Origin of the sequence: Ideonella sp. WA131b (assembly GCA_023657425.1) — a bacterium.
In the GTDB taxonomy this organism is placed as follows: Bacteria; Pseudomonadota; Gammaproteobacteria; order Burkholderiales; family Burkholderiaceae_C; genus Rubrivivax.
In genome coordinates, this window is the sequence record JAGTJW010000001.1 from 833,436 (window position 1) to 859,926 (window position 26,491).

Genomic DNA, 26,491 nt, shown 5'->3' on the forward strand with positions numbered 1-26,491 from the left:
CCGGTGGCCCGACGCCGCTGCGCGCGATCAGGCCCGGGGCGGCGCGGCGGCCAGCAGGTCGAGGTAGGCGCCGGCCACGCGCGGCGCCTGGGCCAGGCCCAGCGCCTGCATCAGGGCCTCGGCCTCGGCCACGCCGTCGGCATCGGGCTCGCCCTCGCGCAGCACGACCTCGAGCTCCATGAAGTCGCCCAGGCCCTCCACCGCATCGAGGTGGATGCGCGTGCGCCCGGCCATCAGCACGCTGCGCTGCTTGCGCACGCGCCCGAGCAGGCCGAGGCCGCGCGCCAGCGCCTCGCGGCAGGCCGCGCCGTCGGCCAGCGGCACGCGCACGTAGTCGCTGCCCTTGGCCGCCGTGTCGTCGCTGCGCTGGTAGTGGATGAGCTCGGCGCTGCCGTCGGCAAACTGCCGCAGCTTCAGCCGCCCGCGGCCGGCCGGCAGCACAAAGAAGCTGTCGTCCTGCCCGAGCCGCTGCTCGGGCGCCGTGGCCAGGGCCAGCGCCCGCTGGCGCAACGCGGCCGGGTCGGCCACGCGGGCCTTGATCTCGATGTTGCGCGGCATGGCGTCGCAGGCCTTCAGTCGGCGGCGGCCAGGCGGCGGCGCAGCGCGTCCTCGAACACCTCAGGCGGCTGGCCGCCCTGGATGAGGAAGCGGCGGTCCAGCACCACCGAGGGCACGCTGCGGATGCCGGCGGCCTGCCAATCGGATTCGGCCTCGCGCACCTCGGGCGCGAAGCAGTCGCGGTCGTCGATGACGGCGGCGGCCTCGGTGGCATCCAGGCCCGCGGCACCGGCGGCCTCGAGCAGCACCTCTCGCGCGGCGGGGTTGCGGCCTTCGCCGTGGTACGCCTGCAGCAGCGCGCGCTTCATCGCGCGCTGCGGCGCCGGGCCCTGCAGGCCGGCCCAGTGCAGCAGCCGGTGGGCGTCGAAGGTGTTCCACACGTGGGCGCGCTCGCCGAACGCAAAGCCCAGGGCCGCGCCGCGCGCGCGGATGTTCTCGCGGTTGGCCGCCAGCTGCGCATCGCCCAGGCCGTACTTGGCCTTGAGGTAGGCCGCCGCATCGGCGCCCTCGGGCGGCATCTGCGGGTTCAGCTCGAAGGGCTGGAAGTGCAGCTCGATGGCCTCGGCCTCGGGGCCTAGGGCGGCCAGTGCCTGCTCCAGACTGGCCAGGCCGATGGCGCACCAGGGGCAGGCCACGTCGGAGATGAAGTCGATGCGCATGGGGTGGCGGCGGTGGCGAGGGGTGTCAGCGGCTGCGCGACAGGCGCGGATCGAGCAGATCGCGCAGCCCGTCGCCCATCAGGTTGAGGCCCAGCACGCTGAGCATGATGGCCGCGCCCGGCCACACCGCCAGCAGCGGCGCCTGGAACATCTGCGTCTGCGCCTCGGCCAGCATGCGGCCCCAGCTGGGCTGCGGCGGCTGCGTGCCCAGGCCCAGGAAGCTCAGCGCCGCCTCGGCCAGGATGGCGGTGGCAAAGCTGATCGTGGCCTGCACGATGAGCACGCCGCCGATGTTGGGCAGCACGTGGTCGCGCGTGATGGCCAGGGGGCCCAGGCCGGCGGCGCGTGCGGCCGTCACGTACTCGCGCGTCCAGATGGCCTGCGCGCTGCCGCGCGCAATGCGCGCGAACACCGGGATGTTGAAGATGCCGATGGCCACGATGCTCATCAAGAGGCCCGGCCCGTAGATGGCCGTCAGCATGATGGCCGTGAGCAGCGCCGGGAAGGCGAAGGTGAAGTCGCTGGCGCGCATCACCAGCTCGTCGAAGCCGTTGCGGCCTGCCGCCTGCGCGGCGGCGGCGGCGCAGCCCAGCGCCACGCCGATCACGAGGCCGATGCCCACGGCCACCACGCCGACGACGAGGCTGTTCTGCGCTCCCACCATGAGCTGGCTCACGATGTCGCGGCCCAGGCTGTCGGTGCCCAGCGGGTGCGCAGCCGAGGGCGGGGCCAGCTTGTTGGGGATGTCGATCTCGGCCACCGGGTGGGGCGCCCACAGCAGCGACAGCAGGGCCACCAACACCAGCGCCCCGCTGAGCACGGCGCCGACGGCGAAGCTCTTGTGGCGCCAGGCGCGGGCCCAGAAGCCGCGGGGCGGCGGGGTGGCGTCGATCACGGCCGATGGCATGGCCGCGAGTGTAGGCAGCGCGGCCGGATGGGCCGGGTTCGCGCCACCGCTTCAGCGCGACAGCAGCCCGGCGGCCTGCAGCGTGCCCAGAAGCCCGCGCGCAAAGGCCTCGTAGCCGGCGGCGTTGCCGTGGATGGCGTCGCTCTTCAGGCGCTTGTCGGCCAGCACGGTGCTCCAGCCCTGGGGGTGCAGCGGCACGCCGGCTTCGGTGGCGATGTCGGCGTACAGCGGGTGGTCGTCGAGCGAGCCCGTCAGGTGCGCGGCCAGCGTGGGCTGCGGCACGGCCACCAGCAGCGCCTGCGCGCCGGCCCCGCGCACGGCGGCGAGTGTGCGGCGCAGGTTGTCGCGCAGCGCACCCTCGTCGCCACGGCGGAGCAGATCGTTGCCGCCGATGGAGACGATCACCAGCGCCGGCCGGTGCTCGGCCAGCAGCGCGGGCAGCCGCTGCAGCGCCTGTGCCGAGGTGTGGCCCGGCACGCCGGCATTCACCACCGCCCAGCCCGTGAGGCCGGCCAGCACCGCGGGGTAGGCGGCCTCGGGCGGGGCGCCAGTGCCGAAGGTGATGGAGTCGCCCAGGGCCAGCACGGTGGCGCCGGGGGGCACGGGGGTGCCGCGCGCGGCGGCGGGCTGCTTGCTGCAGGCGCTGAACGACGCCGCGAGCGCTGCTGAGACAACCCAACGGACCGCACCGTCCAAGAAATGCCTGCGGTGCAAGAGCATGCCTTCTCCGTCCTCTGCACATGGCGACGGCTTGGCTGGAACGGTTGGCCGCATGAAGTCGATTGTCGGGCGTTCAAGCATGGATCGTAGGCGGCGCGCGCAACAGCTCGGCCGCAAGCGCGTGTGTGTTGGAATCGCAGCCGGGAGATAGGCGATGCCACTCAGTTGGAACGAAATCCGCGATCGCGCCACGGCTTTTGCGCACGAATGGCAGCACACCAAGGACGAAGACGCCGACGCCAAGAGCTTCTTGGATGCGTTCTTTGGGGTGTTCGGCGTTCGCCGCCGCAAGGTGGCGAGCTTCGAAAAGCGCGTCAAGAAGTTGGACGGCCGTGGCGGCTATGTCGATCTCCTCTGGAAGGGCACCTTGCTCATCGAGAAGAAGAGCCGCGGCAAAGACCTGGCGAGGGCCTAACAGCAGGCACTGGACTACTTCCCGGGCATCAGTGACGACGACCTGCCGCGCTGGGTGCTGGTGTCGGACTTCTGGCGATTCGAGCTGCACGACCTCGAAGACGACAAGGCCACCGCTTCACGCTGAGTGAGCTGCCTCAAGGGGTCATCCTGTTCCACTTCATCGCGGGCTGCACGCCGCAGCGTGTCGTTGGGCGCAGCAATTGCTGAGACAGGATGGCAACTCGTTTACCTGTAAAGCTCCACGCTACGCGCAGCAGGAGGTTCAAGAAGGCTGCAGCCGTTGTCGAGACTGGCGCGCAATCGCGCAGAAGTTCCTGCACAGGCCACCCTGGGCACCGATTCCCGGCCTCTGCCTTCGATGGCCCGGCCCGCAGACGCGAACTCAGCGCCACGTCCGCTCTCTGCGGGCACCACCTGCTGGTCAAGACCCTTACCAGCCGATCGACGCGATCCGAAGCTGTCGGATGACCGACCCGGCCCCTTCACGTTCCGCATCTATGGAGCAGCCGTTCGTGGCCACCGGCAGTCGGCCAGGACCAGACGCTCGTCGACCCCAACCTCAACGTCAGCTCAGGCGATCAAGGCTGTCAGTGAAGCGGAGGCCGGCGCTGCGCGCCGCAGAATCGAGGGCCTCAGCGCCCGCGATGGCGTCGGGAAGAGGTCTGCGTGACAGGTTGGTTGAGCGCCATTTGCGACCGTGGGACGCCTGCAGCGCGCGCCCAGTCCTCGGCTTCGTGCGGCGCGCAGTCCCAGTCTTTGCCGAACAGCGCCGGGCCCTGCTCGCACATCCGCAGGGCGCAACACGCCGAAGCGGGGTGGCCCGTATTCGCTAGGAGCGTGGGCGGCAGAAATCCAGCCCCGCGCCGGGGCGGCCAAAGCCACTGGCGTAGACGCGTCGCGCAGCGCGGGCTTGACGCCCGCGCCAGCGGCGCAACACCCGCCAGCGGCTTTGGCCGCCCCGGCCCTTCGGGTTGGGCCGATTTCGGGGCCCATGCGGCGTTGCCACGCTGGCCCGGGCGCACAGCCCGGGCTGCGCGCGGCGCCTGGCCTGGGCCCCGAAGTCGGCCCAACGCGGGGCTGGATTTCTGCCGCCCACGCCCCTAGGCGTTCCGCCGACAACACTGCCAGCGCCTTGAGGCGCCCGCTCTTGACCAAGGGGACGGCCGCAGCCGACGGCAGGACCGCGTACGCCAGCCGGCCGCCGACGAGATCGTTGATGGGGCTGTCCTTGTATGGAACGTGTAGGGACTTGAAGCCCAGTGCACGAGCCAGCCGCTCGGCCTGCAGATGCGGCGTGCTGCCCTCGCCCGGCGAGGGGTAGGCCACGGGCTCGGCGGCGGCCTTCGCCTTGCCTGCGAGGTCCGAAAGCGACGCCACGTCGCTGCTGGAGGGCACCAGCACGAGCCAGTGGTCCAGCAGCAGCCGCCCTACCGGCGTGAGGTCCTTGAAGAGCGCCAGCGGTGTCCGACCCTGGCTGACGAAGGCGTGGGTGATGGAATCACCCGAGCAACCGCTGACGTTGAGCGTGTGTCCATCGGCCGCCGCGGCGGCCACGGCTGCGGTGGCGATCGTGCCGCCCGCGCCAGGGCGGTTCTCAACCACCACCGGCTGCCCCAGCGAGGAGGCCATAGCTTCGCTCAGCAACCGCGTCACGACGTCTGGAGAAGAGCCCGGTGGCGCGCCAATGAGCACGCGCACGGGCTGAGTCGGGAATGAGGCCGCTGCAATCGACGTTGCCAACAGAGTAAGCGTGAGACCCCATCGAACTGACTGGGAGAGACGACGTCGGGCATGGGGAACGGAACGCATGGTGTGAGTCGTGAATTCGGGTTGGCCAATGCCGCGGGCTGTGGCCATGAATGGCAATGCTTACTTCTGTTAACCTAACTTCAGCAATTTGCTGAAGGCGTGAAAGTGCGCGATGGGCATCCACAAGCTGCGCGGTCTTGAGTACCTGGTGGCGGCGGTCGACAGCGGCAGCTTCAGCGCCGCGGCCCGTCGCCTCGGGGTGGCGACACCTTCGGTCCACCGCCTAGTGCAGGCCCTGGAGGCCGAGCTGGGCGTCTCACTGATTGATCGCTCTGTGTGGGCGCCGGTGCGAACGTGTTGAGTTCTGGCCGGTTTCGAAATGCTGAGGGGATCGCGGAGGGAGTGGCGTGATGCCGGCGCTGACGCGGCACGCAGTGGATGCCGGCGTGCTTCAGATCTCGGCGTGTGACTGGCCGCGGTAGCTCTTGCCTTCGATCACGACGGTCTCGACGTGGTGCAGCAGCCTGTCCAGGAGTGCCGAGGCCAGGGTCGCGTCGTTGTTGAAGATCCCGGCCCATTGCTTGTACGGGCGATTCGTTGTCAACAGCGTGGTGCCGCGCTCGTAGCGGTGGCTGATGATCTGGAACAGGCAGTCGGCGCCGAACTTGTCGATGGGCAGGTAGCCCAGCTCGTCGATGCACAGCACCTCGGGCTTGACGTAGGCTGCCAGCGCCCGCTTGAGGCCGCCGGCGGCCTGCGCGGTGGCCAGCGTGTTGATGATGTCGATGGCGCCGGTGAACAGCACCGAGTGCCCGCGCTGGCACGCTGCATAGCCCAGGGCCGTCATCAAGTGGCTCTTGCCCAGGCCGACGCCGGAGATGAACACCACGTTGGCGTGCCGGGCCACGAAGTCCAGGTGGAACAGGTTCTGTATCTGCGGCCGGTTGATCTTGGTGGGCCAGTTCCAGTCGAACTTGTCGATGGTCTTGAGCACGGGGAAGCGGGCCTGGCGGATGCAGCGCTGCACGCGTCGGTCCTCGCGCTGGGCGGCCTCGCCGTTGAGCAGCTCGGCGAAGTAGGCCAAGTGCGACCACTGCTTGTCGGCGGCGGCCTTGGCCAGTGGCTGGTAGTTCTCGCGCATGAACGGCAGGTTCAGCGCGGTGAGCTTGGCCTGCGCGGACAGGGCATCGGGGTGGGCGTGGCGTGCTCGCATGGTTGTCGCTCCTTCACTCACGGTCGTAGATGGACAGGTCGGGCGCGGGGATCTCGATGTCGAGCAGGTCGGCACTGCGGGTGAGCTGCAGGGCGGCGGGCTCGGCCCCGATGCGCCGGCGCGCGGCCAGGATGTGGGCGATGTACTCGGCGCTGAAGGCCTGCAGCTCCAGACCGTCGTCGATGGCGCGCTCGACGGCCTCGCGGCCGTGCATCTCGGCCAGGGCGAGGATCTGGCGCAGGTGCACCCGGGCGTTCACACGCCGGGCCTCCAGGCCCTCGCGGTAGGCTTGGGCGCGCGGCGACAGGGCCAGGAACTGCACCAGCAGGCGTTGCTCGCGGGCGCTCTTGCGCTGCTGGGCGAGTTGCTGGGCGTGCTCGGCAAGCTCGAAGTCCTTGTTGCGCTGCATGCTTCGCGCGTGGAGCGCGACGAGTTGGTCGTGGGCATAGATGCACAAGCGGTCGGCCCAGGCCTTCAGGGTCAGGCGTTGACCCACATGGCGCGAGGGCACGGAGTAGGTGTTGGAGTCCAGCGCGACGCGGAACTGCTTGTTGACGCTTGCCGTGCGCACGCGTGCGAGGTCGAACCCGACGGGGTTGAGCCGCTTGAGGCGGGCGCGCTCTTCCTCGAACATGTCCACGGGTCGGCGCTGGGTGGCGCCGTGCACGCGCACGTCGGCCACCGTGTCCACCCACAGCTGCGCGGCGGGCTGCACGGCGCTGAAGTCGATGAACTCCTGGCCGGCCAGGAAGTTCTTCTTCACGTAACCCACGCCGTTCTCCACGCGTCCCTTCTCCCAACCCGAAGCCACGTTGCAGGGGGTGATCTGGAAGCCCCAATGGCGCGAGAAGTCGAGGTACTTGGGGTTGAACACCGGCGCCTCACCGACCAGGCGCTTGAGCACGGCGGACTTCAGGTTGTCGACCATCAGCCGCGCGGGCACTGAACCGAAGGCGGCGAAGGCGTTCTCGTGGCAGGCCAGGAAGAACTCCATCTCCTGCGACACGGTGAACTCCAGGTACATGCGCCGGCTGTAGCACAGCACCATCACGAAGAAGCTCAGGCGCCGGCGCGTGTTGCCCACGGCGACGGTGCCGAACTCACCCCAGTCGAGCTGCGCGCACTCGCCCGGCTCGAAGTCCAGCTTGAGGAAGGCCGGCCGCTGTCGCGGGCGGATGCGGTGCACGTAGTCCTTGACGATGGTGATGCCGCCGCCGTAGCCGGCCTCGAGCAGCCGCTGGTAGATCTGCTGGGCGCTGTACGGGTGGGCGTCGAGCCAGCGCACGATCTGGCCCTTGAAGGCGTCGAGCTTGCTGGCGCGCAGCACGGCCTTGCGCGCTCGGAACTGTTCGGCCTGCGCCCACCGGGCGACGGTGCGTACATCCAGGCCCAGCGCTCGCGCGGTCTGCGCCACCGTGAGTTGCTGGCGCACCAGGTGGTCACGGATGCGGCAGTAGGTCTCGTAGTCAACCACGGCGCGCTCGAGCCTGCTGCAGCAGCGCGGCCAGGCTCACGGGCTGGCCGCCGGTGTTGGCCCCGGCAACGCCCGGTGGACGCGGCGCCGGGCGCTGCGCCGCCACGGTCCCCGGCAGGGCCAGCACCTGGTACAGCGGCGAGCGATAGGCGATGAGATCCAGCTCGATGAGCTGCTGGCGTGCCGCGGCGAACTGCTCGTCACTCAGGTGCAGCCGCCGGGCGAGCGTGGCCGAGCCGTAGTAGCTCAGGCCCTGGGCATCGGACACCGTGACCAGGAACAGGTACAGCGCCGCCGAGCGGGCCTCACAGCGGTCGATGAAGTGCTGCTGCACGAGCGCCTGGTCAACCCAGCTGAACTGCTCGGGGACCTGGCGCAGCCGCTCGGGCCGAAGTAGCTGCTTGATGGCCTTCACCGCACCTCCCGTTGATCACGTCGCGCCCAAGTTGTACGAGGCGCCGGGTGGTGCTGGCCATGTCATCTTGTAGCGCCGGCTGGAACAGATGGGCCACAAGCCCCGCCAGCAAAGGCGATTCGGCGATCAAGAGATCTTGTAACGCCACGGTCGGGGGCGCCCCGGGAGCCTCGACACGATTGGCCGATTCCTCAATCGAATCAGGCACTTGCAGCGGCAAGAGATCTTGTAACGCCCGCGGCGGGCGCACCCGGTCGCAGCTGTAGCCGGGATGCGCGGCGCGCCAAGCCTGGACGCGGGCGACGTGCACGGGGCCGCTGAAGTAGTCGCGGTTGGATGGCTTGGACAACCAGGCGGCCTGGCTGGCTGCCTTGCTCGCGCGCCGGCAATCGACGGCGCAGCAGTAGCGCTGACGTTCACCGCTGCGATGGTCGGGGAGGAAAAACTCCCCGCACGACATGCACTTGCGCTGTCCCGCCTTGGCCATCGTCGCTCCCCAACGAACCCGTCGAGCGCGACAACCACCTCGAGCGAACACTCGTCGGCGCAGAGTCTGAAGAAGAAGGAGAACGGAGCTGAAGAAGACCGTCAGAGACGGTGATCCGAAGAAGACGGATCAGCAAGAACACGCACGTTCAGACCGGCTGAAAGAAGACAAATTCAAGCCGGCGCCCACACTCTGGGCAGCCCTTGCGACCGAACCCCTACGCCGCGGCCTACGTTGACCGTGCGCGCGTGCTGCTGTCCGAGCTGCGCGAACTCGACGCGAGCCTGCACGACCAGAGCAGCGCGCCCCAAGGCACCATCTCGTTAGCGGCCGACAATATGGTGCGAGAGTACCTGATGCCCGACCTGTTGGCGGCGTTCCACGTGCGCTTTCCCGACATCGAGGTGCAGGTACTGGAGGCTGGCTCGGTGCGAGACCTTGCACGCCTCGGCACGGACCTGCTGATGCAGTCGGGCTGGCCGCCGCACCAGGATGCGGTGCTGCGTACGTTGACAGAGACTCGCTGGCTGATCGTCGCCACTCCGGCTTACTGGTCTCGCCAAGGTCAGCCGAAGCTGCCATCGGATCTGGCCCGTCATGGCTGCGCGCTTTACCGCACCCCTTCTGGCGAGGTGCTCAGGCGCTGGCTGTTCGAGCGCGACGGCCAGAAGCAGGCGGTGGACGTGGAAGGTTGGCTCGTCAGCGACAGCCGCAGAGTGCTCGATGGACCGCTTCTGGCTGGACAGGTGGTGGCGCGGGTCAACGATCTGTCGATACGTCGCGAACTCACTGAAGGCGGCTTGCAACCGGTGCTGTTGGACTGGACCGGCCTGCATGCGCCGCCCATCAGCCTGGTCGCCAAACGTTCGCTGACGCGCCAGCCCCGCGTCCGCGCCTGGATCGACTTCGCGGCGGAGTACACCGCAGAGCTGGCCCGCGAGCGGCTTCCCGGAGGTCTGCCGACCGTACGGCCTTCGGAGCGGCCCGAATGGTGGAAGCGACGCGTGTCGGCCGGTCCCCGAAGTACCCGCTCGTAGCCTCGCGCAGCACGAAGGGAGGCATGTTGCTGGCATGCGTCCGACCAAACCCGAATGGCTGCTTTGTGTCGTTCCCGTCAGTGGAACAAATGACGGCTCGGGTTCGGTCGCGGCGTCGAACGACCGCTGACCAGCGACACAGCCGTTTTCGTGCGTCGCCTGGCGCCGCATGACGAACCCATCGGCGTGGACGCCATCCGACGCATCGTCCGCGATGCCTTCCGGCGCGTAGGCATCCAGGATGGCCGCGGCCATGCGCTGCGCCACACCGTCGCCTGTCGGATCGTCAACCAGGGCGGCTCGATCAAGGAGGTGGCCGACGTGCTGCGGCACCGGTCGTTGAACACCTCGATGATCTACGCCAAGGTTGACCATGGCGCGCTGTCTCGCGTCGCGCTGCCGTGGCCCGGGAGCGCGACATGAGCGCCCGTGTCAGCCTGCAGGCCAGGGTCGAGCAGTACCTGGCCGAGCGACGCCTGCTGGGCTTCAAGCTCGACAACATGGCGCACCGACTGGCGAGCTTCGCGCGCTATGTGGCCAACGCCGGCCATGCCGGACCGCTCACCGTCGATCTGATGGCGGACTGGGCGCGCCAGGCCAAGGCCGGCCACGGCGACCGCGCCACCTTGGCGCGTCGGCTGAAGATGCTGCGGCCGTTCACGGCTTGGTTGCGCCAGTTCGACCCTGCCACCGAGGTGCCCGACGAAGCCGTCTTCGGTCGATTGCCAGGGCGGATGACGCCGCACGTCTACCGTGAACCCGAGATCGTCGAGTGGCTGGCCGCGGCCAGGCAGCTCGGGCCCCAGGGTGGACTGCGCCCGGCGGTGATGGAGACGCTGCTCGGGTTGGTCGCCTGCACAGGGCTGCGCATCTCCGAGGCGCTGGGCCTGCTCGATGCCGATGTCGACCTGCGCGTCGGCTTGCTGACGGTCCGGCAGAGCAAGTTCGGCAAGACACGCTTGGTGCCGCTGCATCCGAGTGCCGTCCACGCATTGGAGCGCTACCGAGATCAACGCGCGCGCCATGTGAGCACAACGCCTGAGCGGCCGTTCTTCGTTGCCAGCCGCGGGCAGTTGCTGGGGCAGCCCGTCGGGGATCGCCAGGTCCACCGCGTCTTCGGTGATCTGCGCCGCCAACTGGGATGGGTCGATCGAGGCAGCCATGGCATGCCGTTCCTCGACCACTTGGAACAAGACCGCGGCAACACGGTGCGCACCCGCAATGCCCGGCTGGCGGCGATGCGCGCGTTCCTGAAGTTCGCCGGGCACCGCGACGTCAACGCGCTGCACATCGTCGAACAGGCCCTGGGCGTGCCGATGAAGCGCTACGAGCGGCCGATGCTCGGCTTCCTGTCGCGCGAGGAGATGCTGGCGATCATCGGCAAGCCGGGTTCAAGCTGGACCAGCCAGCGCGACCATCTGCTGCTGCACATGCTCTACAACACCGGTGCCAGGGTGTCGGAGATCATCGGCGTGCGGCTGGCCGATGTCGTGCTGGAAGGTGCGGCCTGCGTGCACCTGCATGGCAAGGGGCGCAAGCAACGGACGATGCCGCTGTGGCGCTCGACGGTGAAGGCAGTTCGATCATGGTTGAGGTTCAACCCGGACCTGCTGCCAGCCTCGACGCTGCTGCCCAACCGGGATGGGCACACGATGACAAGGAACAACGTCGCGCAGCGCCTGGCGCTGGCAGTGGTGGCGGCGACTCCGAAGGTGCCCAGCCTGCGTGACCGGCACATCTGCCCGCACACCATCCGCCACACGACGGCCATGCATCTGCTGCAGTCGGGCGAGCCGATCGATGGCATTGCCCTGTGGCTTGGTCACGAGAGCCCGACGACGACGCATCAGTACACGGAGGCCAACCTGGCTCCCGACTCAAGCCCCTTGAGCCTCTTCGACTTCGGCATCCTGTGCTCGACGATGCACAACGCCTGGGTGCGTTGCACCTGTGGTCGCTTGGAGAGCCGCTACCGCTACAGCGCCGGCTTCGTCTACAACAACTACCCCTGGCCCCTGCTGCGGAGCGACAAGCACGACCGGGCTTTGGCCCAGACCGCACAAGCCGTGCTCGACGCGCGCTTGGCGCAGGCCGGCCAGACCTTGGCCGCCTTGTACGACCCAGACACCATGCCACCCGCGCTGGTGAAGGCCCACCGCGAGCTGGACCGCGCCGTCGATGCCGTCTACCTGGCCGAGTTGCCGCCTGGCATGAAGACCAAACCCAAGCTCGCGGGCGACGCCGAGCGCGTGGCGTTCCTGTTCAGCCTGTACCAGCACCTCACCGAGCTGGCCGCGCCGGCCGAGCAGTGAGTGGCACGGTCCGTCGCGCACGACGCCGCAGGCCGCGATAACCCGGAAGCGGGTTTTCCCGCAATCGCGAACAATCACACCCATGGAAGCGCAGCGCATCCGCATCGCCTTGCACGACGAGTCTGCCGGCTACGCCGTGTCGCCGGCACGCGTGCCGCTGGCCGTGCTGCGCGCCTTCGCCAAAGACGTCGACGAACTTCTGCGCGGTGATGCCGGTGATCTGCCGGCCCGCGAGCTGGAAGTCGCCGTGGTCGATGGCTCGCTGGCGATCGAGACCCAGCCCACCGCCAACCCCGGGCTGGTGCAGGACCTGCGCCTGCTGGCGAGCTCGTCCTTGATCAACGGCATGAACGGCAAGCGCAGCGCGGTGGTGGAACGCTGGCAGCGTGCCGCCCGGTCGACGCGGCAGGTGCGCTATGAGGTCACTGCAGCGTGGCTGCCCCGCTCGGTGGTGATCAGCGCCGACAGCGACTTCCACACCGACGACGCCGACCAATGGGTGCGTGTCGAACGCTACGTGCAGGGCGAGGTCTTTGAACTCGGCGGCCTGAACAACGTGAACGCCCACCTGCGCCTGGCCGATGGTTCGACCATGCTGGTGAGCGCGGCCCGCGATGCTCTGAGCAAAGACCCGAAGAACCGCCTGTTCAAGCAGGCGCTGGTGCGCATCGTCGCGGACTACAACGTGCAGACCCGCGAGCATCGCAACGCGCAGCTGCTGGGCTTCGAGCCCCAGGACAACCGGGTCGACAAGCAGGCGGTCGCGCGCATGCTGGCCCGGGGCCGGCAGGCCTGGGCCGATGTGCCCAGCGCCGCCGACTGGGTGGAAGACCTCCGGGGCAACGAAGCTTGAGCGCGTTCCTGGTCGACACGAGTTTCCTCATCACCCTGGCGGACGACTCGAATCTGTGGGGTCAGAATCTGTGGGGTCACAAATCTGTGGGGTCAAAGATCTGTGGGGTCAAGTCTCCCATCTCTCTTCCTTCCTCAACCCTCTCTGAGCCTTGGCGATCAGGCGGCTCACATGCGACAACGACAGGCCGCTGTGTCGCGCCCACTGTGTCATGGTCACGCCAGCGATCGTGTGGGCCTGCCGCAGTCGCTGAACCGGGGGCGGCGTTGAGCCGCGCTCAGGCCTCGGCCTCTTCGGTGGGTTCGGCCTTTGCCTGCCACCCCCGCCGAGGCGTGGTCTTCAGCACCAGCCGCTGGTGGATGAGCCGCTCCACGTCGTTCACGCGCTGCATCACGCGCGCGATGGTCTCGTTGCCGTCGTGCCGCTCGCTCCACAGCAGCCGCAGGTGCTTGTCGGCCAGCAGCGGGATGCGGCTGCGCTTTTCCCATAGCGCCACGCTCTGCTCCGACACGCCCAGCAATCTTCCCAGCGAGGCCTGCGACAGCAGCAGATGCTGGCGCAGGTAGCGGAACTCGGCGCCGGTCAGATGGCCCGGTTTGCGTACCAGCGTCGCGCAAATGGAGTAGATCAGGCCATCGAGGTCGTGGATCGCCGTGGCATCACCGTAGGGGGTCTTTCGCGTCTCGTAACCGTTGGCCAGCCAGACGTTCCGCAGTCCTCCGTCATCGAATTTCAACATCGTCACTCCTTCAGGTCGATCACCGTGACCACAACGACCCCGGGGTGTTCGTCGCTCACCGCGGCCACAGCCGCCAGCTCGCGCCCGGCCACGTAGTGCTCCATGCGGCACACCAAGGTACCGAGCCGAGCATCCGGCTCGGCCGGCCTGCGCAAACGCCCATTCCGCAAGACCTCGAGCACCAATGCCATGCCGATATGCCGCTGCTTCATTCGCAGCCGGCAGTGCACGGTCACGAAGACGCTGGCCGCATCAAGGCTGCGCTTCCGGATCAGCGCCTGCAACTGCGCCATCGAGAGGCTGTGCATCGAAGCCATAACCTATAAAAAGTATAGGTGACCCCGCGGCGATGCGCTACAGCATCGCGTCCCGCGCCGCCACGTCCTCGGGCGTGCCCGAGCCAGGGTCAGGTCTCGCCTGTTGCCGGAGCGGAACTTGGGGTCAGGTCTCTCCTGTTGCCTAACCACCCGCCACAGGCACATGGCGACAAAGTCTGACGGCGCAGACGCCGGAGCGCTGAACGGACTGCTCGCGCACTGGTCCGCTCGCTGGGGCTGCGGCCGGGGCCGCCGCCGCCAACGCCATCGACCCCACACCCGGCCCCATGGCCCGGCTGAACCCCCTTCTGACGCCAGGGTAGTCCTGCACCGTCTCCGCCTACCCGAAGAATGTGGCGGCAAGATCGCGCGAGAAAATCTGGAGAACCCCATGGCCTTGCACACCGGGGCGCCGAAGGCGCCGGCTGGCGGTCTCGACCCCTCGCCCACGGCGCAGCCCGGCATGACGGACGAAACCTGGGAAGGCGCGCAGGTGCGCGGCCACGTGCGCCCGGTCTCGGGCTACACGCGGGCCGACCTGGTGCGTGCGCTGGCGCGCTTCCGCCAGCTCGACACCGCCCTGGGCGTGCGCCTGCTGGTGGTGGACCTGCTGATGATCGCCGGCGGCTTCGCCCTCGTGCTGCTGGCCGATGCGCTGTGGCTGCGCGTGCTGGGCTCGCTGCTGGTGGGCTTCAAGCTCGGCGCCGTCTACACGCTGGCGCACGACGCCGTGCACGGCAACCTCGTGCGCGGCGCAGCGCTCAACCGCTGGATCGCCACCTTCTGCTACTGGCTCACCTTCCACAACTACCGGATCCGCCAGTACGACCACCTGCAGCTGGGCCACCACCCGCACCTCAACGGGCCGCAGCACGACGCCTGGCGCCCGCTGAGCCCGCAGGAGTTCGCGGCCGTGTCGCCCCTGCGGCGCGCCTGGGAGCGCTTCCTGCGCGCGCCCATCGTCGTCTCGTTCTTCGCCTACGGCGTGGCCGAGCGCTGGTGGCGCGCCGAGTTCTTCCTGCCGGCGCCGATGCCGGCGCGGCACAAGCCCGAGGCGCGCTGGCTGCAGGCCGCGGTGGTGGCCTGGATCGGGGTGCTGGTGGCGCTGGGCGTGGCCTCGGCGCAGTGGCGCGGCAGCCCGGTGTGGCTGGAGGTGCTGCTCGTCTTCGGCGTGCCGGTGTTCCTGTTCCAGACGCTGCAGGGGATGGTGCTGTACGTGCAGCACACGCACCCCGACGTGCCCTGGTTCGGCCCCGGCGATGCCCTGATCGAGCGCTTCGGGCCGGAGTCGCTGACGGTGCACGTGCAGGCGCCGCGCATCCTGGGCGCCGGCACGCACGACATCCTTGAGCACCCGGTGCACCACGTCGTGCCGGCCATCCCCTGCTACCGGCTGCACGCGGCGCAGGCCGAGCTCAGCCGGCTGCTGGGCGCGCACGCGCTGCGCACGCACCTGTTCGCCTTCCGGCGCCTGGCCCAGGTGATGCGCACCTGCAAGCTCTACGACTACGAGCACCACCGCTGGACCGACTTCGCCGGCCGGCCGACGGCCACGACCCAAGCCGCCGCGCTGCTCGCCGAGCGGGCGACGGCGCCGGCTCACCCCCCGCTGGCGGCCTGAGCGTCGCGCGGGTCAGGCGGACGCCCTTCAGCAGAGGGAGTTAGGGGTCAAGTCTCCCATCTCTCTTCCTTCCCCACCCCACTCTCTGCCTTGGCGATCAGGCGGCTCACGTGCGACAACGACAGGCCGCTGAGTCGCGCCAACTGTGTCATGGTCACGCCAGCGATCGTGTGGGCCTGCCGCAGTGCCTCGGCACGATCTCCATCGCACTTGGCGAGGTGCTCGTGCCAATCGAAAACAACCAGCGGGCGCCGCTGCGTGCGCGGGATCGGGCGTGCAGCCAGGCGCTGCGGTTCGGCCTGTGCCTGCATGCGATGAACGAAGTTTTCGTCACCCAGATAGATCTGGCCGCGCAAGGCCGTCTGCCAGAACTGGGCGTCTTCGGCCTTAGCGCCATCTACCAAGGCGCGGTAACGTCTGATCGCCAGCTGTCGATCGCGCGCCGTGGTGACTGGTCGGCCGATGAGGTAGCCATGCAGGCCGTCGGTGTCCAGCCAACTTGGCGTGGGCGTCAAGCCCAGGTGGGCGCGGCAGCTCGACCACTCCCAGTTCGCGGGCTCTGCCACCAAGTTGGCCGCCACCGGGTTGCGCTCGATGTACCGACACAAGGAGAGCAGGTACGCGTCGCGATTGACCAAGATGGCCTTGAAGCGCCCTTGGAACAGGTGCCCTACAAGGCCGTGGCGTCGATTGAACGCCTGTGTATACACCCCATTGAGGTGCCGCATGAAGCGCGAGAGATTCGACTGCCTCGTATGCACCACGAGGTGATAGTGGTTGCCCATCTGGCACCACGCCAACACCTCGGCGTCGAATCGTTCGGCCGCCTGCGCCAGCACCTCTAACCTGAAGTTCCCCGCCCCAACGTAAGGCGTGGCTGAGCCAAGTATCTGTCACGACTCACAATTTCGGCCCTTCCGGGCCTTTTTTGTGCCTGACTGTGTAGTCACTAAAAAGTGTTGCTTCTGTGCGCCTTCTGAGGCAGAATTGCCAGCATGGCATCCCGCACAGGAACCGCTCACGTCGTCACCACCAAGCGGGCGTACAAGGACAAGGTCTACTTCACCCACCTGCTGCGCCGCAGCTACCGCGAAGACGGCAAGGTCAAGAACGAAACCCTGGGCAACCTGTCCCACCTGCCCGATGCGCTGATCGACATCATCCGGCGCTCGCTGCAAGGCGAGACCTTCGTTCCCGCCTCCCAGGCCTTCGAGGTCGTGCGCTCGCGCGCCCATGGCCACGTGCAGGCCGTCGCTGTGGCCATGCAGCGCCTGGGGCTGGCCTCGGTTGTCGCGTCGCAGCCCAGCCGTGAACGCGACTTGGTGCTGGCCATGGTGGCCTCGCGCATCGTGCAACCCGACACCAAGCTGGCCACCTCCAGGCGCTGGCACAGCTCGACCCTGGCCGAGGACTTCGGCGTTGCTGACGCCACCGAGGACGATCTGTATGTCGCCATGGATTGGCTGCTGACGCGCCAGGACGCCATCGAGAAGAAGCTCGCCGCACGTCACCTGCGCGAGGGTGCATTGGTGCTGTACGACTTGTCTTCGAGTTACTTCGAGGGCAGCACCTGCCCGTTGGCCAAGCGGGGCTACAGCCGCGATGGCCGGCCCGGCACGTTGCAGGTCAACTACGGGCTGCTCACCGATGCGCGTGGCTGCCCTGTGGCGGTCTCGGTGTTCGAGGGCAATACGTCGGACAGCCTGACCTTCCTGCCCGCCGTGCAGCGTGTGCGCGAGCGCTTCGGCCTGGCGCAGGTGGTGATGGTGGGCGACCGCGGGATGGTGTCGCAAAAGGCCATCGACGAGCTTCGCGGCCAAGGCGGCATCGACTGGATCACAGCGCTCAAGAGCGTCTCGATCCGCTCCCTGGTCGAGCAGGGCCATTTGCAGCTGGGCTTGTTCGATCAGCGCAACCTGGCCGAGATCACGTCGCCCGACTATCCCGGCGAGCGCCTGGTAGCCTGCCGCAACGACGCCCTGGCCAGGCTGCGGGCGCACAAGCGTGAGAGCCTGCTGCAGTCCACCGAGGCCTTGCTGGGCCTGGTCAAGGCCAGCGTGGATGCGGGCCGGCTCACCGGGCAGGACAAGATCGGCGTGCAGGTGGGCAAGATCATCAACCGCCACAAGGTGGCCAAGCACTTCGAGCTGAGCATCGGAGATGCGGCGTTGAACTGGGCGAGAAGGCAAGACGCCATCAACGCCGAGGCGGCGCTGGACGGGCTGTATGTCATTCGCACCTCACTGGACGCCAAGCGCATGGGCGCACCGGATTGCGTGCGCAGCTACAAAGCCCTGTCCAACGTGGAGCGGGCGTTCCGATCATTGAAGACGGTGGACCTGAAGGTGCGGCCCATCCACCATCGGTTGGCCGACCGGGTGCGCGCGCACATCCTGCTGTGCATGCTGGCGTTCTACGTCGAGTGGCACATGCGCGAGGCCTGGCGCGAGCTGATGTTCGCCGACACCGATCAGGCCGCCAAGGCCACGCGCGATCCAGTAGCGCCAGCCATGCGCTCGGCTTCGGCAAGCGCCAAGGCTGCATCGAAGGTGCTCGAGGACGAGCAGCCTGCGCATAGCTTCGCAACCCTGATGGCAGAGATGTCCACCCTCGTGCGCAACACCTGCCGCGCACCGAGCGCTGGCGCAGATGCGCCAACCTTCGAGGTGCTCACCACCGCCACGGCACACCAACAGCGCGCCATGGCGCTGATACAGGCCATCCAGCCGTAGTCAGAAAACCAAACCCGAAATCCATCGCAAGTGGTTGATGGAAAAGGGCAATTCGGCTCGGGTGTGGGGGAACTTCAGTCTAACTGGCGAGACCGATCGAAATCGTCGCGATAGATCGGCTCACGCCTGTCGCCGCGTGACGTGACGTGGTACACGGCCCCGGGAAACTCGATGCGAAGCGGGCGGCTCATGGATGGTGACTTTACGGGAAATGGGAGACCTGACCCCATCTATGTCACCCCATCTATGCGTGCATCTACGGAAAATGGGAGACCTGACCCCCATTTATGTGACCCCCATTTATGACCCCCATTTACGCATTTATGTGTTTATGCACATCTATGGGAGATGGGAGACCTGACCCATGTCGACATGTCGATTTATAGGTGACTCCGTAGCAATGCGCTACAGCATCGCCCTCAGAAACCGCCCCGTATGGCTGCCCAGTTCCTCGGCCCGCGCCGCCACGTCCTCCGGCGTGCCCGCCACCACCACGCGCCCGCCGCCCGAACCGCCTTCGGGCCCCATGTCGATCAGCCAGTCGGCCGTCTTGATGACGTCGAGGTTGTGCTCGATGACGACGATGGTGTTGCCGGCGTCGCGCAGCTGGTGCAGCACCTTCAGCAGCAGCGCCACGTCGTGGAAGTGCAGGCCGGTGGTGGGCTCGTCCAGGATGTACAGCGTGCGGCCGGTGTCGCGCTTGGAGAGCTCCAGCGCCAGCTTCACGCGCTGTGCCTCGCCGCCGCTGAGCGTGGTGGCCGCCTGCCCCAGGCGGATGTAGCCCAAGCCCACGTCGAGCAGCGTCTGCAGCTTGCGCGCCAGCGTGGGCACGGCGCTGAAGAAGGTGTGCGCGTCCTCCACCGTGAGGGCCAGCACCTGCGTGATGTGCTTGCCCTTGTAGAGCACCTCGAGCGTCTCGCGGTTGTAGCGCGCGCCCTGGCACACGTCGCAGGGCACGTACACGTCGGGCAGGAAGTGCATCTCCACCTTGATGACGCCGTCGCCCTCGCAGGCCTCGCAGCGGCCGCCGCCGCTGGCCGCCGGCACGTTGAAGCTGAAGCGGCCGGCGCCATAGCCGCGCTCGCGCGCCATCGGCACCTCCGCGAACAGCTCGCGGATGGGCGTGAAGAGGCCCGTGTAGGTGGCCGGGTTGCTGCGCGGCGTGCGGCCGATGGGGCTTTGGTCGACGTTGATGACCTTGTCAAAGTGCTCCAGGCCCTCGATGCGGTCGTGCGGCGCCGGCTCGGTGTGGCTGCCGTAGAGCTTGCGCGCCACCGCCGCATAGAGCGTGTCGTTGATCAGCGTGCTCTTGCCCGAGCCGCTGACGCCCGTGACACACGTGAACAGGCCCACGGGGATGTCGATGTCCACGCCGCGCCCACCCGGCTCGCCGCGCAGGTTGTTGCCGCGCGCGCCCAGCACCTGCAGCCGCAGCGGCGCCGCACCAAAGCCCATGCCGGCACGGCGGCGCGGCACCTCGATGCGCAGCGCGCGCGCCAGGTACTGCCCGGTGAGCGAATCGGGGTTGGCGGCCACCGCCTCGGGCGTGCCCTGGGCCATGACGCGCCCGCCGTGCACACCGGCGCCCGGGCCCATGTCGACCACGTGGTCGGCGCTTCGGATCATGTCCTCGTCGTGCTCCACCACGAGCACGCTGTTGCCGATGTCGCGCAGGTGCTTGAGGGTGCCGATGAGGCGCTCGTTGTCGCGCTGGTGCAGGCCGATGCTGGGCTCGTCGAGCACGTACATCACACCGCTCAAGCCACTGCCGATCTGGCTGGCCAGGCGGATGCGCTGGGCCTCGCCGCCGCTGAGCGTGTCGGCGCCGCGGTCCAGGCTCAGGTAGTTCAGGCCCACGTCGTTGAGAAACCGCAGCCGGCTCTCGATCTCGCGCACGATCTTCTCGGCGATCTCGGCCTTGGCGCCGATGAGCCTGAGGCCGCGGAAGTAGGCCAGCGCCTCGGCCAGCGTGGCGTGCTCGATGGCGTAGATGGGCAGACCCTTGTGCGGGCCCTCCCCGTTGCCGGCGTGCTGCAGGAACACATGCCGCGCCTCGCGCCGCAGGCGGCTGCCCTGGCACTGCGGGCAGGACTTGACGGCCTGGTAGCGCGACAGCTCCTCGCGCACGGAGGACGAGTCGGTCTCGCGGAAGCGGCGCTCGAAGCTCGGGATCACGCCTTCGAAGGGGTGGCGGCGCTTCACGCTGCGCGCCTTGCCCCGGCTGCCGGAAGCGCCTGCACCTTGGGCGCTGTAGATGAACTCGATGGCCTCGTCGCCGCTGCCGTGCAGCACCAGCTGCTGCACCGCTGGCGGCAGCTGCTCGAAGGGCGTCTCGACGTCGAAGCCGGCGTGCCGCGCCACGGCCTCGAGCAGGCTGTGGGTGTAGCTGTTGCGGCGGTCCCAGCCCTTGATGGCGCCGCTGGCCAGGCTCAGGCTGGGGAAGCCGACCACGCGCTCGGGGTCGAACACCGTCACCTGGCCCAGGCCGTCGCAGGCCGGGCAGGCACCCACGGGGCTGTTGAAGCTGAACAGGCGCGGCTCCAGCTCGGGCAGCGAGTAGCTGCACAAGGGGCAGCCGAACTTGCTGCTGAAGCCATGCGCCTTGCCGCTGTCCAACTCCAGCGCGATGGCCCGCCCATCGGCGATGCGCAGCGCGGCCTCGAAGCTCTCGGCCAGGCGCTGCTTCATGTCGGGCTTGATCTTCAGGCGGTCGATGACGACGTCGATGTCGTGCTTGTCGGCCTTCTTCAGCGCTGGCAGCGACTCGGCCTCGACAATGACGCCGTCGACGCGGAAGCGCACGTAGCCGCGGCTTTGCATGTCGGCAAAGAGCTCGCTGAACTCGCCCTTGCGGTCGCGCGCCACCGGGGCCAGCACCAGGAGCTTGGTGTCTTCGGACAGCGCCAGCGCGGCGTCGACCATCTGGCTCACGCTCTGCGCGGCCAGCGGCAGATCGTGATCCGGGCAGTAGGGCGTGCCGGCGCGCGCGAACAGCAGGCGCAGGTAGTCGTGGATCTCGGTGATCGTGCCCACCGTGCTGCGCGGGTTGTGGCTGGTGGCCTTCTGCTCGATGCTGATCGCGGGCGACAGGCCCTCGATGACGTCGACATCGGGCTTGTCCATGAGCTGCAGGAACTGCCGCGCGTAGGCCGACAGGCTTTCGACATAACGGCGCTGTCCCTCGGCGTACAGCGTGTCGAAGGCCAGGCTGCTCTTGCCGCTGCCGCTCAGGCCTGTGATCACCACCAGCGCGTGCTTGGGGATGTCGAGGTCGAAGTTCTTGAGGTTGTGCGTGCGCGCGCCCCGGACGCGGAGCATTGGCGGCTCGGTCGTGGCATAGGGAGGGCGGCGCTCGGGGGGCATGGCAGGCGTAGGCAAACCCGGCATCATATCGACGCCCGACTCTTCGGGCGCCCTGCCCCACCCCGGTGAACTTCCAGCAACTCCGCGCCGTCCGCGAAACCGTTCGCCAGGGTTTCAACCTCACGCTCGTGGCCGAGGCGCTGCACACCTCGCAGCCGGGTGTGAGCCGCCAGCTCAAGGAGCTGGAAGACGAGCTCGGCGTGCTGCTGTTCCGCCGCGCCGGGCGGCGGCTGCTGGGCCTCACGCCCCCCGGCGAAGCGCTGCTGCCGGTGGTGGAGCGGCTGCTCCAGGACGCCGAGAACCTCAAGCGCGCGGGCGCCGACTTCGCCGCCAGCGACCACGGCCTGCTGAAGGTGGCCGCCACGCATTCGCAGGCGCGTTATGCGCTGCCCGGCGCGGTGCGCGACTTCAGGGCCAGCCACCCGGGCGTGACGCTGCACCTGCAGCAGGGCTCGCCGCGCCAGGTGGCCGAGGCGGTGCTGTCGGGTGCGGCCGATCTGGGTGTGGCCACCGAGGTGCTGGCCGACTTTCCCGGCCTGCTCGCCCTGCCCTGCTACCGCTGGACACACGCCGTCGTCGTGCCGCGTGGCCACGCGCTGGCGGCCGAGGCCGCCGCCGGCCGCACGCTCACACTGGCGCGGCTGGCGCAGTGCCCGCTCGTCACCTACGAGGCGGGCTACACCGGCCGGCGCCAGATCGACGAGGCCTTCGCGCGGGAGGGCCTGGCGGCCGACGTGGTGCTGCAGGCCATGGACGCCGACGTCATCAAGACCTATGTCGAGCTGGGCATCGGCGTCGGCGTGATCGCCGCGATGGCCTTCGACGAGGCGCGCGATGGGGGCCTCGCGGCCCTGGACGCGCGCCACCTGTTCCCGATGCAGACCACCCGCGTGGCCGTGCGGCGCGACGCCTTCCTGCGCGGCTACGTGTTCGACTTCATCGAGGCCTTCGCGCCCACGCTCACGCGCGCACTGCTGCAGCGGGCGCTGGCGGCGCCGGTAGGCGACGCCACCGACTTCGAAATCTAGGCCGGCGCGCGAAAACTCGTCACGCGCCGCGGCTTCAGCCACAGCTGCTGGCCGCGCTGGAGGCCCAGGCGCTGGCGCAGCGCGTGGAACTCCTCGCGCGGCAGCTCCACGTCGAGCCAGTGGCCTTGGCCGGCGGCGTCGGTGCGCTGGAACTCGATGCGCGTCTGCGCGCCCACCGTCAGCGTCTGGCTCAACGTGGCGGCCCAGGCGCCCTCGGCGGGCTCGCCGACGATCTCCAGCTCATGCGGGCGCACATAGACGGTGTCATGCGCCCCAGAACGGGCGAGCTCGCCGCCGCCCGGCGCGTGTTCGCTGCGGCCGTGGAACAGGTTCACGTCGCCCAGGAACTGCAGCACAAAGGGCGTGGCCGGGCGGTCGTACACCTCGTCGGGCTCGCCCACCTGCTCGATGCGGCCCTCGTTCATGACGACGATGCGGTCGGCCACTTCCATGGCCTCTTCCTGGTCGTGCGTGACGAACACGCTGGTCACGTGCACCTCGTCGTGCAGGCGGCGCAGCCAGCGGCGCAGCTCCTTGCGCACCTTGGCGTCGAGCGCGCCGAAGGGCTCGTCGAGCAGCAGCACCTTGGGCTCCACGGCCAGCGCGCGGGCCAGCGCGATGCGCTGGCGCTGGCCGCCGGAGAGCTGGTGCGGGTAGCGGTCGGCCAGCCAGTCCAGTTGCACCAGCGTCAGCAGCTGCGTCACCTTGCTCTTGAGCTCGGCGTCGTTGGGCCGGCTGACCTTGGGTCGCACGCGCAACCCAAAGGCCACGTTCTCGAAGATCGTCAGGTGGTTGAAGAGGGCGTAGTGCTGGAACACGAAGCCGACGTTGCGATCGCGCACGTCGGTGGCGGTGGTGTCCTCGCCGTGGAACAGCACCTCGCCCGCGTCGGGCACCTCCAGCCCCGCCATGATGCGCAGCAGGCTGGTCTTGCCCGAGCCCGAAGGCCCGAGCAGCGCCACCAGCTCGCCCGAGGGGATGGTGAGGTTCAGGTGGTCGCAGACGACGGTCTTGCCGAAGGCTTTGGTGAGATTGCGGACTTCGATGCTCATGAGGGCGGGCCTGGTTTCATTCCGAGCGGGGTGTCATTCGGCACGGTCGTGGGCTTCGCGCTTCTGCCCCTTGACACGCTGTTCGACGATGTACTTCAGCACCAGCGTCACCAGGGCCAGCAGCGCCAGCAGCGAGGCCACCGCAAACGCCGCCGCTAACTGGTATTCGTTGTAGACGATCTCGATGTGCAGCGGCATCGTGTTCGTCTGCCCGCGGATGTGGCCGGAGACCACGCTCACCGCGCCGAACTCGCCCATCGCCCGCGCGTTGCACAGGATCACGCCGTACAGCAGCGCCCACTTCACGTTGGGCAGCGTCACGCGCCAGAAGATCTGCCAGCCGCCGGCACCCAGCACACGCGCCGCCTCTTCCTGCTCGATGCCCTGGGCCTGCATCAGCGGTATCAGCTCTCGGGCGATGAAGGGCAGGGTGACGAAGACGGTGGCCAGCACGATGCCGGGCAGCGCGAAGATCACCTTCATGTCGTTGTCGATCAGCCAGGCGCCGAACCAGCCCTGCAGCCCGAACACCAGCACGTAGATGAGACCGGCGATCACCGGGCTCACGCTGAAGGGCAGGTCGATCAGCGTCAGCAGCACGTTCTTGCCGCGGAACTCGAACTTGGCGATCGACCAGGCCGCGGCCAGCCCGAAGGCCAGGTTCAGCGGCACGCTGATGGCCGCGGCGATGAGCGTCAGCCGAACAGCCGACAGCGCATCGGGCTCGACGATGGCCGCGAGGTAGACGTCCCAGCCCTTCTTCAGCGCCTCGTAGAACACGGTGACCAGCGGGATGAAGAGGAACAGCGTCATGAACGCCAGCCCCAGGCCGATGATCAGCCGGCGCACCCAGGGCGCCTCGGTGGTGGCGGCGCGCAGCACGCGCGGGCGCACGACGGCGGCCGCGGGCCCCGGCGCCACGGTGGCGGTGTTCATGCAATGCCCCCTTGCCGCCGCCGCGCCCAGGCCTGCAGCGCGTTGATGATGAGCAGCAGCACGAAGCTCGTCACCAGCATCACCACGGCAATGGCGGTGGCGCCCGCGTAGTCGTACTGCTCGAGCTTGGTGATGATGAGCAGCGGCGTGATCTCGCTGATCATGGGCATGTTGCCGGCGATGAAGATGACGCTGCCGTATTCACCCAAAGCGCGCGCGAAGGCCAGCGCAAAGCCCGTCAGCAGCGCCGGTGCCACGATGGGAAAGACCACCCGGCTGAAGGTCTGCCAGCGGTTGGCGCCCAGCGTGGCGGCCACCTCCTCGAGCTCGCGGTTCACGTCTTCGAGCACCGGCTGCACCGTGCGCACCACGAAGGGCAGGCCGATGAACACCAGCGCCACCCACACGCCGATGGGCGTGAAGCTCACCTTGAACGGCAGCCACTGGCCCAGCGTGCCGTTCTGCGCCCAGATGGCGGTGAGCGCGATGCCGGCCACGGCAGTGGGCAGCGCAAACGGCAGGTCCACCAGCGCGTCGACGATGCGCTTGCCGGGGAAGCTGTAGCGCACCAGCATCCACGCGATGAGCAGGCCGAACACGGCGTTGAGCGCCGCCGCCAGAAAGCTGGCGCCGAAGGTGAGCCGGTAGCTCGCCATCACGCGCGGCGTGGTCGTGGCATCGAGAAACTGCTGCCACGTCATCGTGAAGGTCTTCAGGAAGGCCGCCGACAGCGGGATCAGCACGATCAGGCTGATGTAGAGCAGCGCGAAGCCCAATGCCAGGTCGAAACCCGGCAGCACGGTGTGGCGCTTGAGGAGGGCGCGGGAGAGGATCACCAATGCCTCACCGGCCCTTGGCGGCGAGGATGACCTGGTCGTAGTGGCCGCCGTCGTTGAAGTGCTCGGTCTGCGCCTTCGTCCAGCCGCCGAAGACCTCGTCCACCGTGAAGGTGTTCACCTTCGGGAACTGCTTTGCATAACGCGCCAGCACCTGGGCGTTGCGCGGGCGCAGGTGGTGCTTCGCGGCAATCTCCTGGCCTTCGGGCGTGTACAAGTACTGCAGGTAGGCCTCGGCGAGCCGGCGCGTGCCGCGCCGGTCGACCACGCGGTCGACCACGCTCACCGGGTTTTCGGCCAGGATGGTGCGGCTCGGGTAGACGAGCTCGAAGTTGTCGCCGAACTCGCGCGTGATCAGCGGCGCCTCGCTCTCGAAGGTGACGAGCGCGTCACCCAGGTTGCGCTGCGCAAAGGTGGTGGTGGCGCCGCGGCCGCCGCCGTCGAGCACCGGCACGTTGGCGAAGATGCGCGTCACCAGTGCCTTGGCCGCGGCGTCGCTGGCGCCGCCCTTCACGCCCGCGCCCCAGGCCGCCAGGTAGGTGTAGCGGCCGTTGCCGCTGGTCTTGGGGTTGGGGATGATGACCTGCAGGCCCGCGCGGCCGAGGTCGCTCCAGTCGCGGATGTTCTTCGGGTTGCCCTTGCGCACCAGGATGACGGTGATGCTGGTGGTGGGGCTGGCGTTGTTCGGCAGCCGCGTCGCCCAGTTCGCCGGCACCAGGCCACCCCGCGTGTGCAGGATGTCGATGTCGTTGTGCTGGTTCATCGTGATGACGTCGGCCTCCAGGCCGTCGGCCACGCTGCGCGCCTGGCGGCTGCTTCCGCCGTGGCTCTGGTTCAGCGTCAGGTCCTGGCCGGTCGTCTTCTTCCAGTGCGCGGCGAAAGCGGCGTTGAAGTCCTTGTAGAACTCGCGGCTCACGTCGTAGCTGACGTTGAGCAGGCTGGTGGCCGACTGGGCACGCGCGGCAGGCAGTGCCAGGGCCAGCGGCAGGGCCGCGGCAGACAGCATATGACGACGGGAAAACACGGGAGGCGCCAGTCTTCAGTGAAACAAGGAGCGCGACTCTAG

The 26,491-nt window shown here is 68.5% G+C and carries 25 protein-coding genes; 9 read left to right on the forward strand and 16 right to left on the reverse strand.

Annotation, left to right across the window (positions count from 1 at the left end):
* Window positions 1-27: 27 nt before the first annotated feature.
* The 4 genes from KA711_03860 to KA711_03875 are packed head-to-tail and all read right to left on the reverse strand — an operon-like array spanning window position 28 to window position 2,844.
* Window positions 28-558, reverse strand: a complete 531-nt coding sequence (locus KA711_03860; GenBank protein ID MCM0608115.1) for a class IV adenylate cyclase — start codon at window positions 556-558, stop codon at window positions 28-30.
* Between the two features lie 14 nt (window positions 559-572).
* Window positions 573-1,217, reverse strand: coding sequence for a DsbA family oxidoreductase (locus KA711_03865; protein ID MCM0608116.1), 645 nt, complete (start codon window positions 1,215-1,217; stop codon window positions 573-575).
* A gap of 25 nt (window positions 1,218-1,242) precedes the next feature.
* Window positions 1,243-2,124 (reverse strand): ABC transporter permease, encoded by an 882-nt coding sequence (locus tag KA711_03870; GenBank protein MCM0608117.1) that lies wholly within the window; start codon window positions 2,122-2,124, stop codon window positions 1,243-1,245.
* A gap of 51 nt (window positions 2,125-2,175) precedes the next feature.
* Window positions 2,176-2,844, reverse strand: coding sequence for an arylesterase (locus KA711_03875; protein ID MCM0608118.1), 669 nt, complete (start codon window positions 2,842-2,844; stop codon window positions 2,176-2,178).
* Window positions 2,845-2,998: 154 nt separating this feature from the next.
* Here KA711_03875 and KA711_03880 point away from each other — a divergent pair, with 154 nt between their 5' ends.
* Window positions 2,999-3,259, forward strand: a complete 261-nt coding sequence (locus KA711_03880) for a hypothetical protein (protein ID MCM0608119.1) — start codon at window positions 2,999-3,001, stop codon at window positions 3,257-3,259.
* A 572-nt stretch (window positions 3,260-3,831) separates the two neighbouring features.
* On the opposite strand, the gene KA711_03885 is transcribed toward KA711_03880, so the two are convergent.
* Entirely contained in the window at window positions 3,832-4,890 is a 1,059-nt protein-coding gene (locus tag KA711_03885) for a hypothetical protein (protein ID MCM0608120.1), read from the reverse strand.
* A gap of 292 nt (window positions 4,891-5,182) precedes the next feature.
* Between KA711_03885 and KA711_03890 the strand changes: the two genes are divergently transcribed.
* On the forward strand, window positions 5,183-5,371 hold the full coding sequence (locus KA711_03890; GenBank protein MCM0608121.1) for a LysR family transcriptional regulator: 189 nt from the start codon (window positions 5,183-5,185) through the stop codon (window positions 5,369-5,371).
* Between the two features lie 90 nt (window positions 5,372-5,461).
* Here the strand turns inward: KA711_03890 and istB are convergent, their stop codons facing one another.
* The 3 genes from istB to KA711_03905 are packed head-to-tail and all read right to left on the reverse strand — an operon-like array spanning window position 5,462 to window position 8,112.
* Window positions 5,462-6,223: an IS21-like element helper ATPase IstB gene (gene istB, locus KA711_03895; protein MCM0608122.1), complete on the reverse strand. Its 762-nt coding sequence runs from the start codon at window positions 6,221-6,223 to the stop codon at window positions 5,462-5,464.
* 13 nt (window positions 6,224-6,236) lie between these two features.
* Entirely contained in the window at window positions 6,237-7,697 is a 1,461-nt protein-coding gene (gene istA / locus KA711_03900) for an IS21 family transposase (GenBank protein ID MCM0608123.1), read from the reverse strand.
* Window positions 7,690-8,112, reverse strand: a complete 423-nt coding sequence (locus KA711_03905; protein ID MCM0608124.1) for a hypothetical protein — start codon at window positions 8,110-8,112, stop codon at window positions 7,690-7,692. Before KA711_03905 ends, istA begins: the two co-directional genes overlap by 8 nt.
* A 735-nt stretch (window positions 8,113-8,847) precedes the next feature.
* On the opposite strand from KA711_03905, the gene KA711_03910 reads away from it, so the two are divergent.
* From KA711_03910 to KA711_03925, 4 genes are all read left to right on the forward strand, one after another.
* Window positions 8,848-9,636, forward strand: coding sequence for a hypothetical protein (locus KA711_03910; GenBank protein MCM0608125.1), 789 nt, complete (start codon window positions 8,848-8,850; stop codon window positions 9,634-9,636).
* Window positions 9,637-9,762: 126 nt separating this feature from the next.
* Window positions 9,763-10,059 carry a tyrosine-type recombinase/integrase gene (locus tag KA711_03915; GenBank protein MCM0608126.1) on the forward strand — a complete coding sequence of 99 codons (297 nt, stop codon included), beginning with the start codon at window positions 9,763-9,765 and terminating at the stop codon, window positions 10,057-10,059.
* Window positions 10,056-11,948 carry a tyrosine-type recombinase/integrase gene (locus KA711_03920; protein MCM0608127.1) on the forward strand — a complete coding sequence of 631 codons (1,893 nt, stop codon included), beginning with the start codon at window positions 10,056-10,058 and terminating at the stop codon, window positions 11,946-11,948. Before KA711_03915 ends, KA711_03920 begins: the two co-directional genes overlap by 4 nt.
* 82 nt (window positions 11,949-12,030) lie before the next feature.
* On the forward strand, window positions 12,031-12,801 hold the full coding sequence (locus KA711_03925) for a hypothetical protein (protein MCM0608128.1): 771 nt from the start codon (window positions 12,031-12,033) through the stop codon (window positions 12,799-12,801).
* A gap of 277 nt (window positions 12,802-13,078) precedes the next feature.
* Here the strand turns inward: KA711_03925 and KA711_03930 are convergent, their stop codons facing one another.
* Window positions 13,079-13,540, reverse strand: coding sequence for a hypothetical protein (locus tag KA711_03930; GenBank protein ID MCM0608129.1), 462 nt, complete (start codon window positions 13,538-13,540; stop codon window positions 13,079-13,081).
* A gap of 2 nt (window positions 13,541-13,542) precedes the next feature.
* On the reverse strand, window positions 13,543-13,833 hold the full coding sequence (locus KA711_03935; protein MCM0608130.1) for a DUF4258 domain-containing protein: 291 nt from the start codon (window positions 13,831-13,833) through the stop codon (window positions 13,543-13,545).
* 415 nt (window positions 13,834-14,248) lie between these two features.
* Between KA711_03935 and KA711_03940 the strand changes: the two genes are divergently transcribed.
* Window positions 14,249-15,478: a fatty acid desaturase gene (locus tag KA711_03940; GenBank protein ID MCM0608131.1), complete on the forward strand. Its 1,230-nt coding sequence runs from the start codon at window positions 14,249-14,251 to the stop codon at window positions 15,476-15,478.
* A 47-nt stretch (window positions 15,479-15,525) separates the two neighbouring features.
* Here KA711_03940 and KA711_03945 read toward each other — a convergent pair whose 3' ends face one another.
* Entirely contained in the window at window positions 15,526-16,314 is a 789-nt protein-coding gene (locus tag KA711_03945) for a transposase (protein MCM0608132.1), read from the reverse strand.
* A gap of 159 nt (window positions 16,315-16,473) precedes the next feature.
* On the opposite strand from KA711_03945, the gene KA711_03950 reads away from it, so the two are divergent.
* Complete coding sequence (locus KA711_03950; protein MCM0608133.1) at window positions 16,474-18,210, forward strand: IS1634 family transposase; 1,737 nt, start codon at window positions 16,474-16,476, stop codon at window positions 18,208-18,210.
* A gap of 405 nt (window positions 18,211-18,615) precedes the next feature.
* Here KA711_03950 and uvrA read toward each other — a convergent pair whose 3' ends face one another.
* Window positions 18,616-21,528 carry an excinuclease ABC subunit UvrA gene (gene uvrA, locus KA711_03955; GenBank protein ID MCM0608134.1) on the reverse strand — a complete coding sequence of 971 codons (2,913 nt, stop codon included), beginning with the start codon at window positions 21,526-21,528 and terminating at the stop codon, window positions 18,616-18,618.
* Window positions 21,529-21,638: 110 nt separating this feature from the next.
* Here uvrA and KA711_03960 point away from each other — a divergent pair, with 110 nt between their 5' ends.
* Window positions 21,639-22,601, forward strand: coding sequence for a CysB family HTH-type transcriptional regulator (locus KA711_03960; protein ID MCM0608135.1), 963 nt, complete (start codon window positions 21,639-21,641; stop codon window positions 22,599-22,601).
* On the opposite strand, the gene KA711_03965 is transcribed toward KA711_03960, so the two are convergent.
* The 4 genes from KA711_03965 to KA711_03980 are packed head-to-tail and all read right to left on the reverse strand — an operon-like array spanning window position 22,598 to window position 26,431.
* Window positions 22,598-23,653, reverse strand: a complete 1,056-nt coding sequence (locus KA711_03965) for a sulfate ABC transporter ATP-binding protein (protein ID MCM0608136.1) — start codon at window positions 23,651-23,653, stop codon at window positions 22,598-22,600. The genes KA711_03960 and KA711_03965 overlap by 4 nt on opposite strands.
* Window positions 23,654-23,686: 33 nt before the next feature.
* Window positions 23,687-24,589, reverse strand: coding sequence for a sulfate ABC transporter permease subunit CysW (gene cysW, locus KA711_03970; GenBank protein ID MCM0608137.1), 903 nt, complete (start codon window positions 24,587-24,589; stop codon window positions 23,687-23,689).
* Complete coding sequence (gene cysT / locus KA711_03975; GenBank protein ID MCM0608138.1) at window positions 24,586-25,425, reverse strand: sulfate ABC transporter permease subunit CysT; 840 nt, start codon at window positions 25,423-25,425, stop codon at window positions 24,586-24,588. The genes cysW and cysT overlap by 4 nt, the downstream gene beginning before the upstream one ends.
* Window positions 25,426-25,432: 7 nt before the next feature.
* Window positions 25,433-26,431, reverse strand: coding sequence for a sulfate ABC transporter substrate-binding protein (locus tag KA711_03980; GenBank protein MCM0608139.1), 999 nt, complete (start codon window positions 26,429-26,431; stop codon window positions 25,433-25,435).
* Window positions 26,432-26,491 lie beyond the last annotated feature (60 nt).

Coding starts and splice junctions, on each gene's coding strand:
- KA711_03860 (MCM0608115.1), bottom strand. CDS start 558: ATGCCGCGCAACATCGAGATCAAGGCCCGCGTGGCCGACCCGGCCGCG.
- KA711_03865 (MCM0608116.1), bottom strand. CDS start 1,217: ATGCGCATCGACTTCATCTCCGACGTGGCCTGCCCCTGGTGCGCCATC.
- KA711_03870 (MCM0608117.1), bottom strand. CDS start 2,124: ATGCCATCGGCCGTGATCGACGCCACCCCGCCGCCCCGCGGCTTCTGG.
- KA711_03875 (MCM0608118.1), bottom strand. CDS start 2,844: ATGCTCTTGCACCGCAGGCATTTCTTGGACGGTGCGGTCCGTTGGGTT.
- KA711_03880 (MCM0608119.1), top strand. CDS start 2,999: ATGCCACTCAGTTGGAACGAAATCCGCGATCGCGCCACGGCTTTTGCG.
- KA711_03885 (MCM0608120.1), bottom strand. CDS start 4,890: ATGGCCTCCTCGCTGGGGCAGCCGGTGGTGGTTGAGAACCGCCCTGGC.
- KA711_03890 (MCM0608121.1), top strand. CDS start 5,183: ATGGGCATCCACAAGCTGCGCGGTCTTGAGTACCTGGTGGCGGCGGTC.
- istB (MCM0608122.1), bottom strand. CDS start 6,223: ATGCGAGCACGCCACGCCCACCCCGATGCCCTGTCCGCGCAGGCCAAG.
- KA711_03920 (MCM0608127.1), top strand. CDS start 10,056: ATGAGCGCCCGTGTCAGCCTGCAGGCCAGGGTCGAGCAGTACCTGGCC.
- KA711_03925 (MCM0608128.1), top strand. CDS start 12,031: ATGGAAGCGCAGCGCATCCGCATCGCCTTGCACGACGAGTCTGCCGGC.
- KA711_03930 (MCM0608129.1), bottom strand. CDS start 13,540: ATGTTGAAATTCGATGACGGAGGACTGCGGAACGTCTGGCTGGCCAAC.
- KA711_03935 (MCM0608130.1), bottom strand. CDS start 13,833: ATGGCGCAGTTGCAGGCGCTGATCCGGAAGCGCAGCCTTGATGCGGCC.
- KA711_03940 (MCM0608131.1), top strand. CDS start 14,249: ATGGCCTTGCACACCGGGGCGCCGAAGGCGCCGGCTGGCGGTCTCGAC.
- KA711_03950 (MCM0608133.1), top strand. CDS start 16,474: ATGGCATCCCGCACAGGAACCGCTCACGTCGTCACCACCAAGCGGGCG.
- uvrA (MCM0608134.1), bottom strand. CDS start 21,528: ATGCTCCGCGTCCGGGGCGCGCGCACGCACAACCTCAAGAACTTCGAC.
- KA711_03965 (MCM0608136.1), bottom strand. CDS start 23,653: ATGAGCATCGAAGTCCGCAATCTCACCAAAGCCTTCGGCAAGACCGTC.
- cysW (MCM0608137.1), bottom strand. CDS start 24,589: ATGAACACCGCCACCGTGGCGCCGGGGCCCGCGGCCGCCGTCGTGCGC.
- KA711_03980 (MCM0608139.1), bottom strand. CDS start 26,431: ATGCTGTCTGCCGCGGCCCTGCCGCTGGCCCTGGCACTGCCTGCCGCG.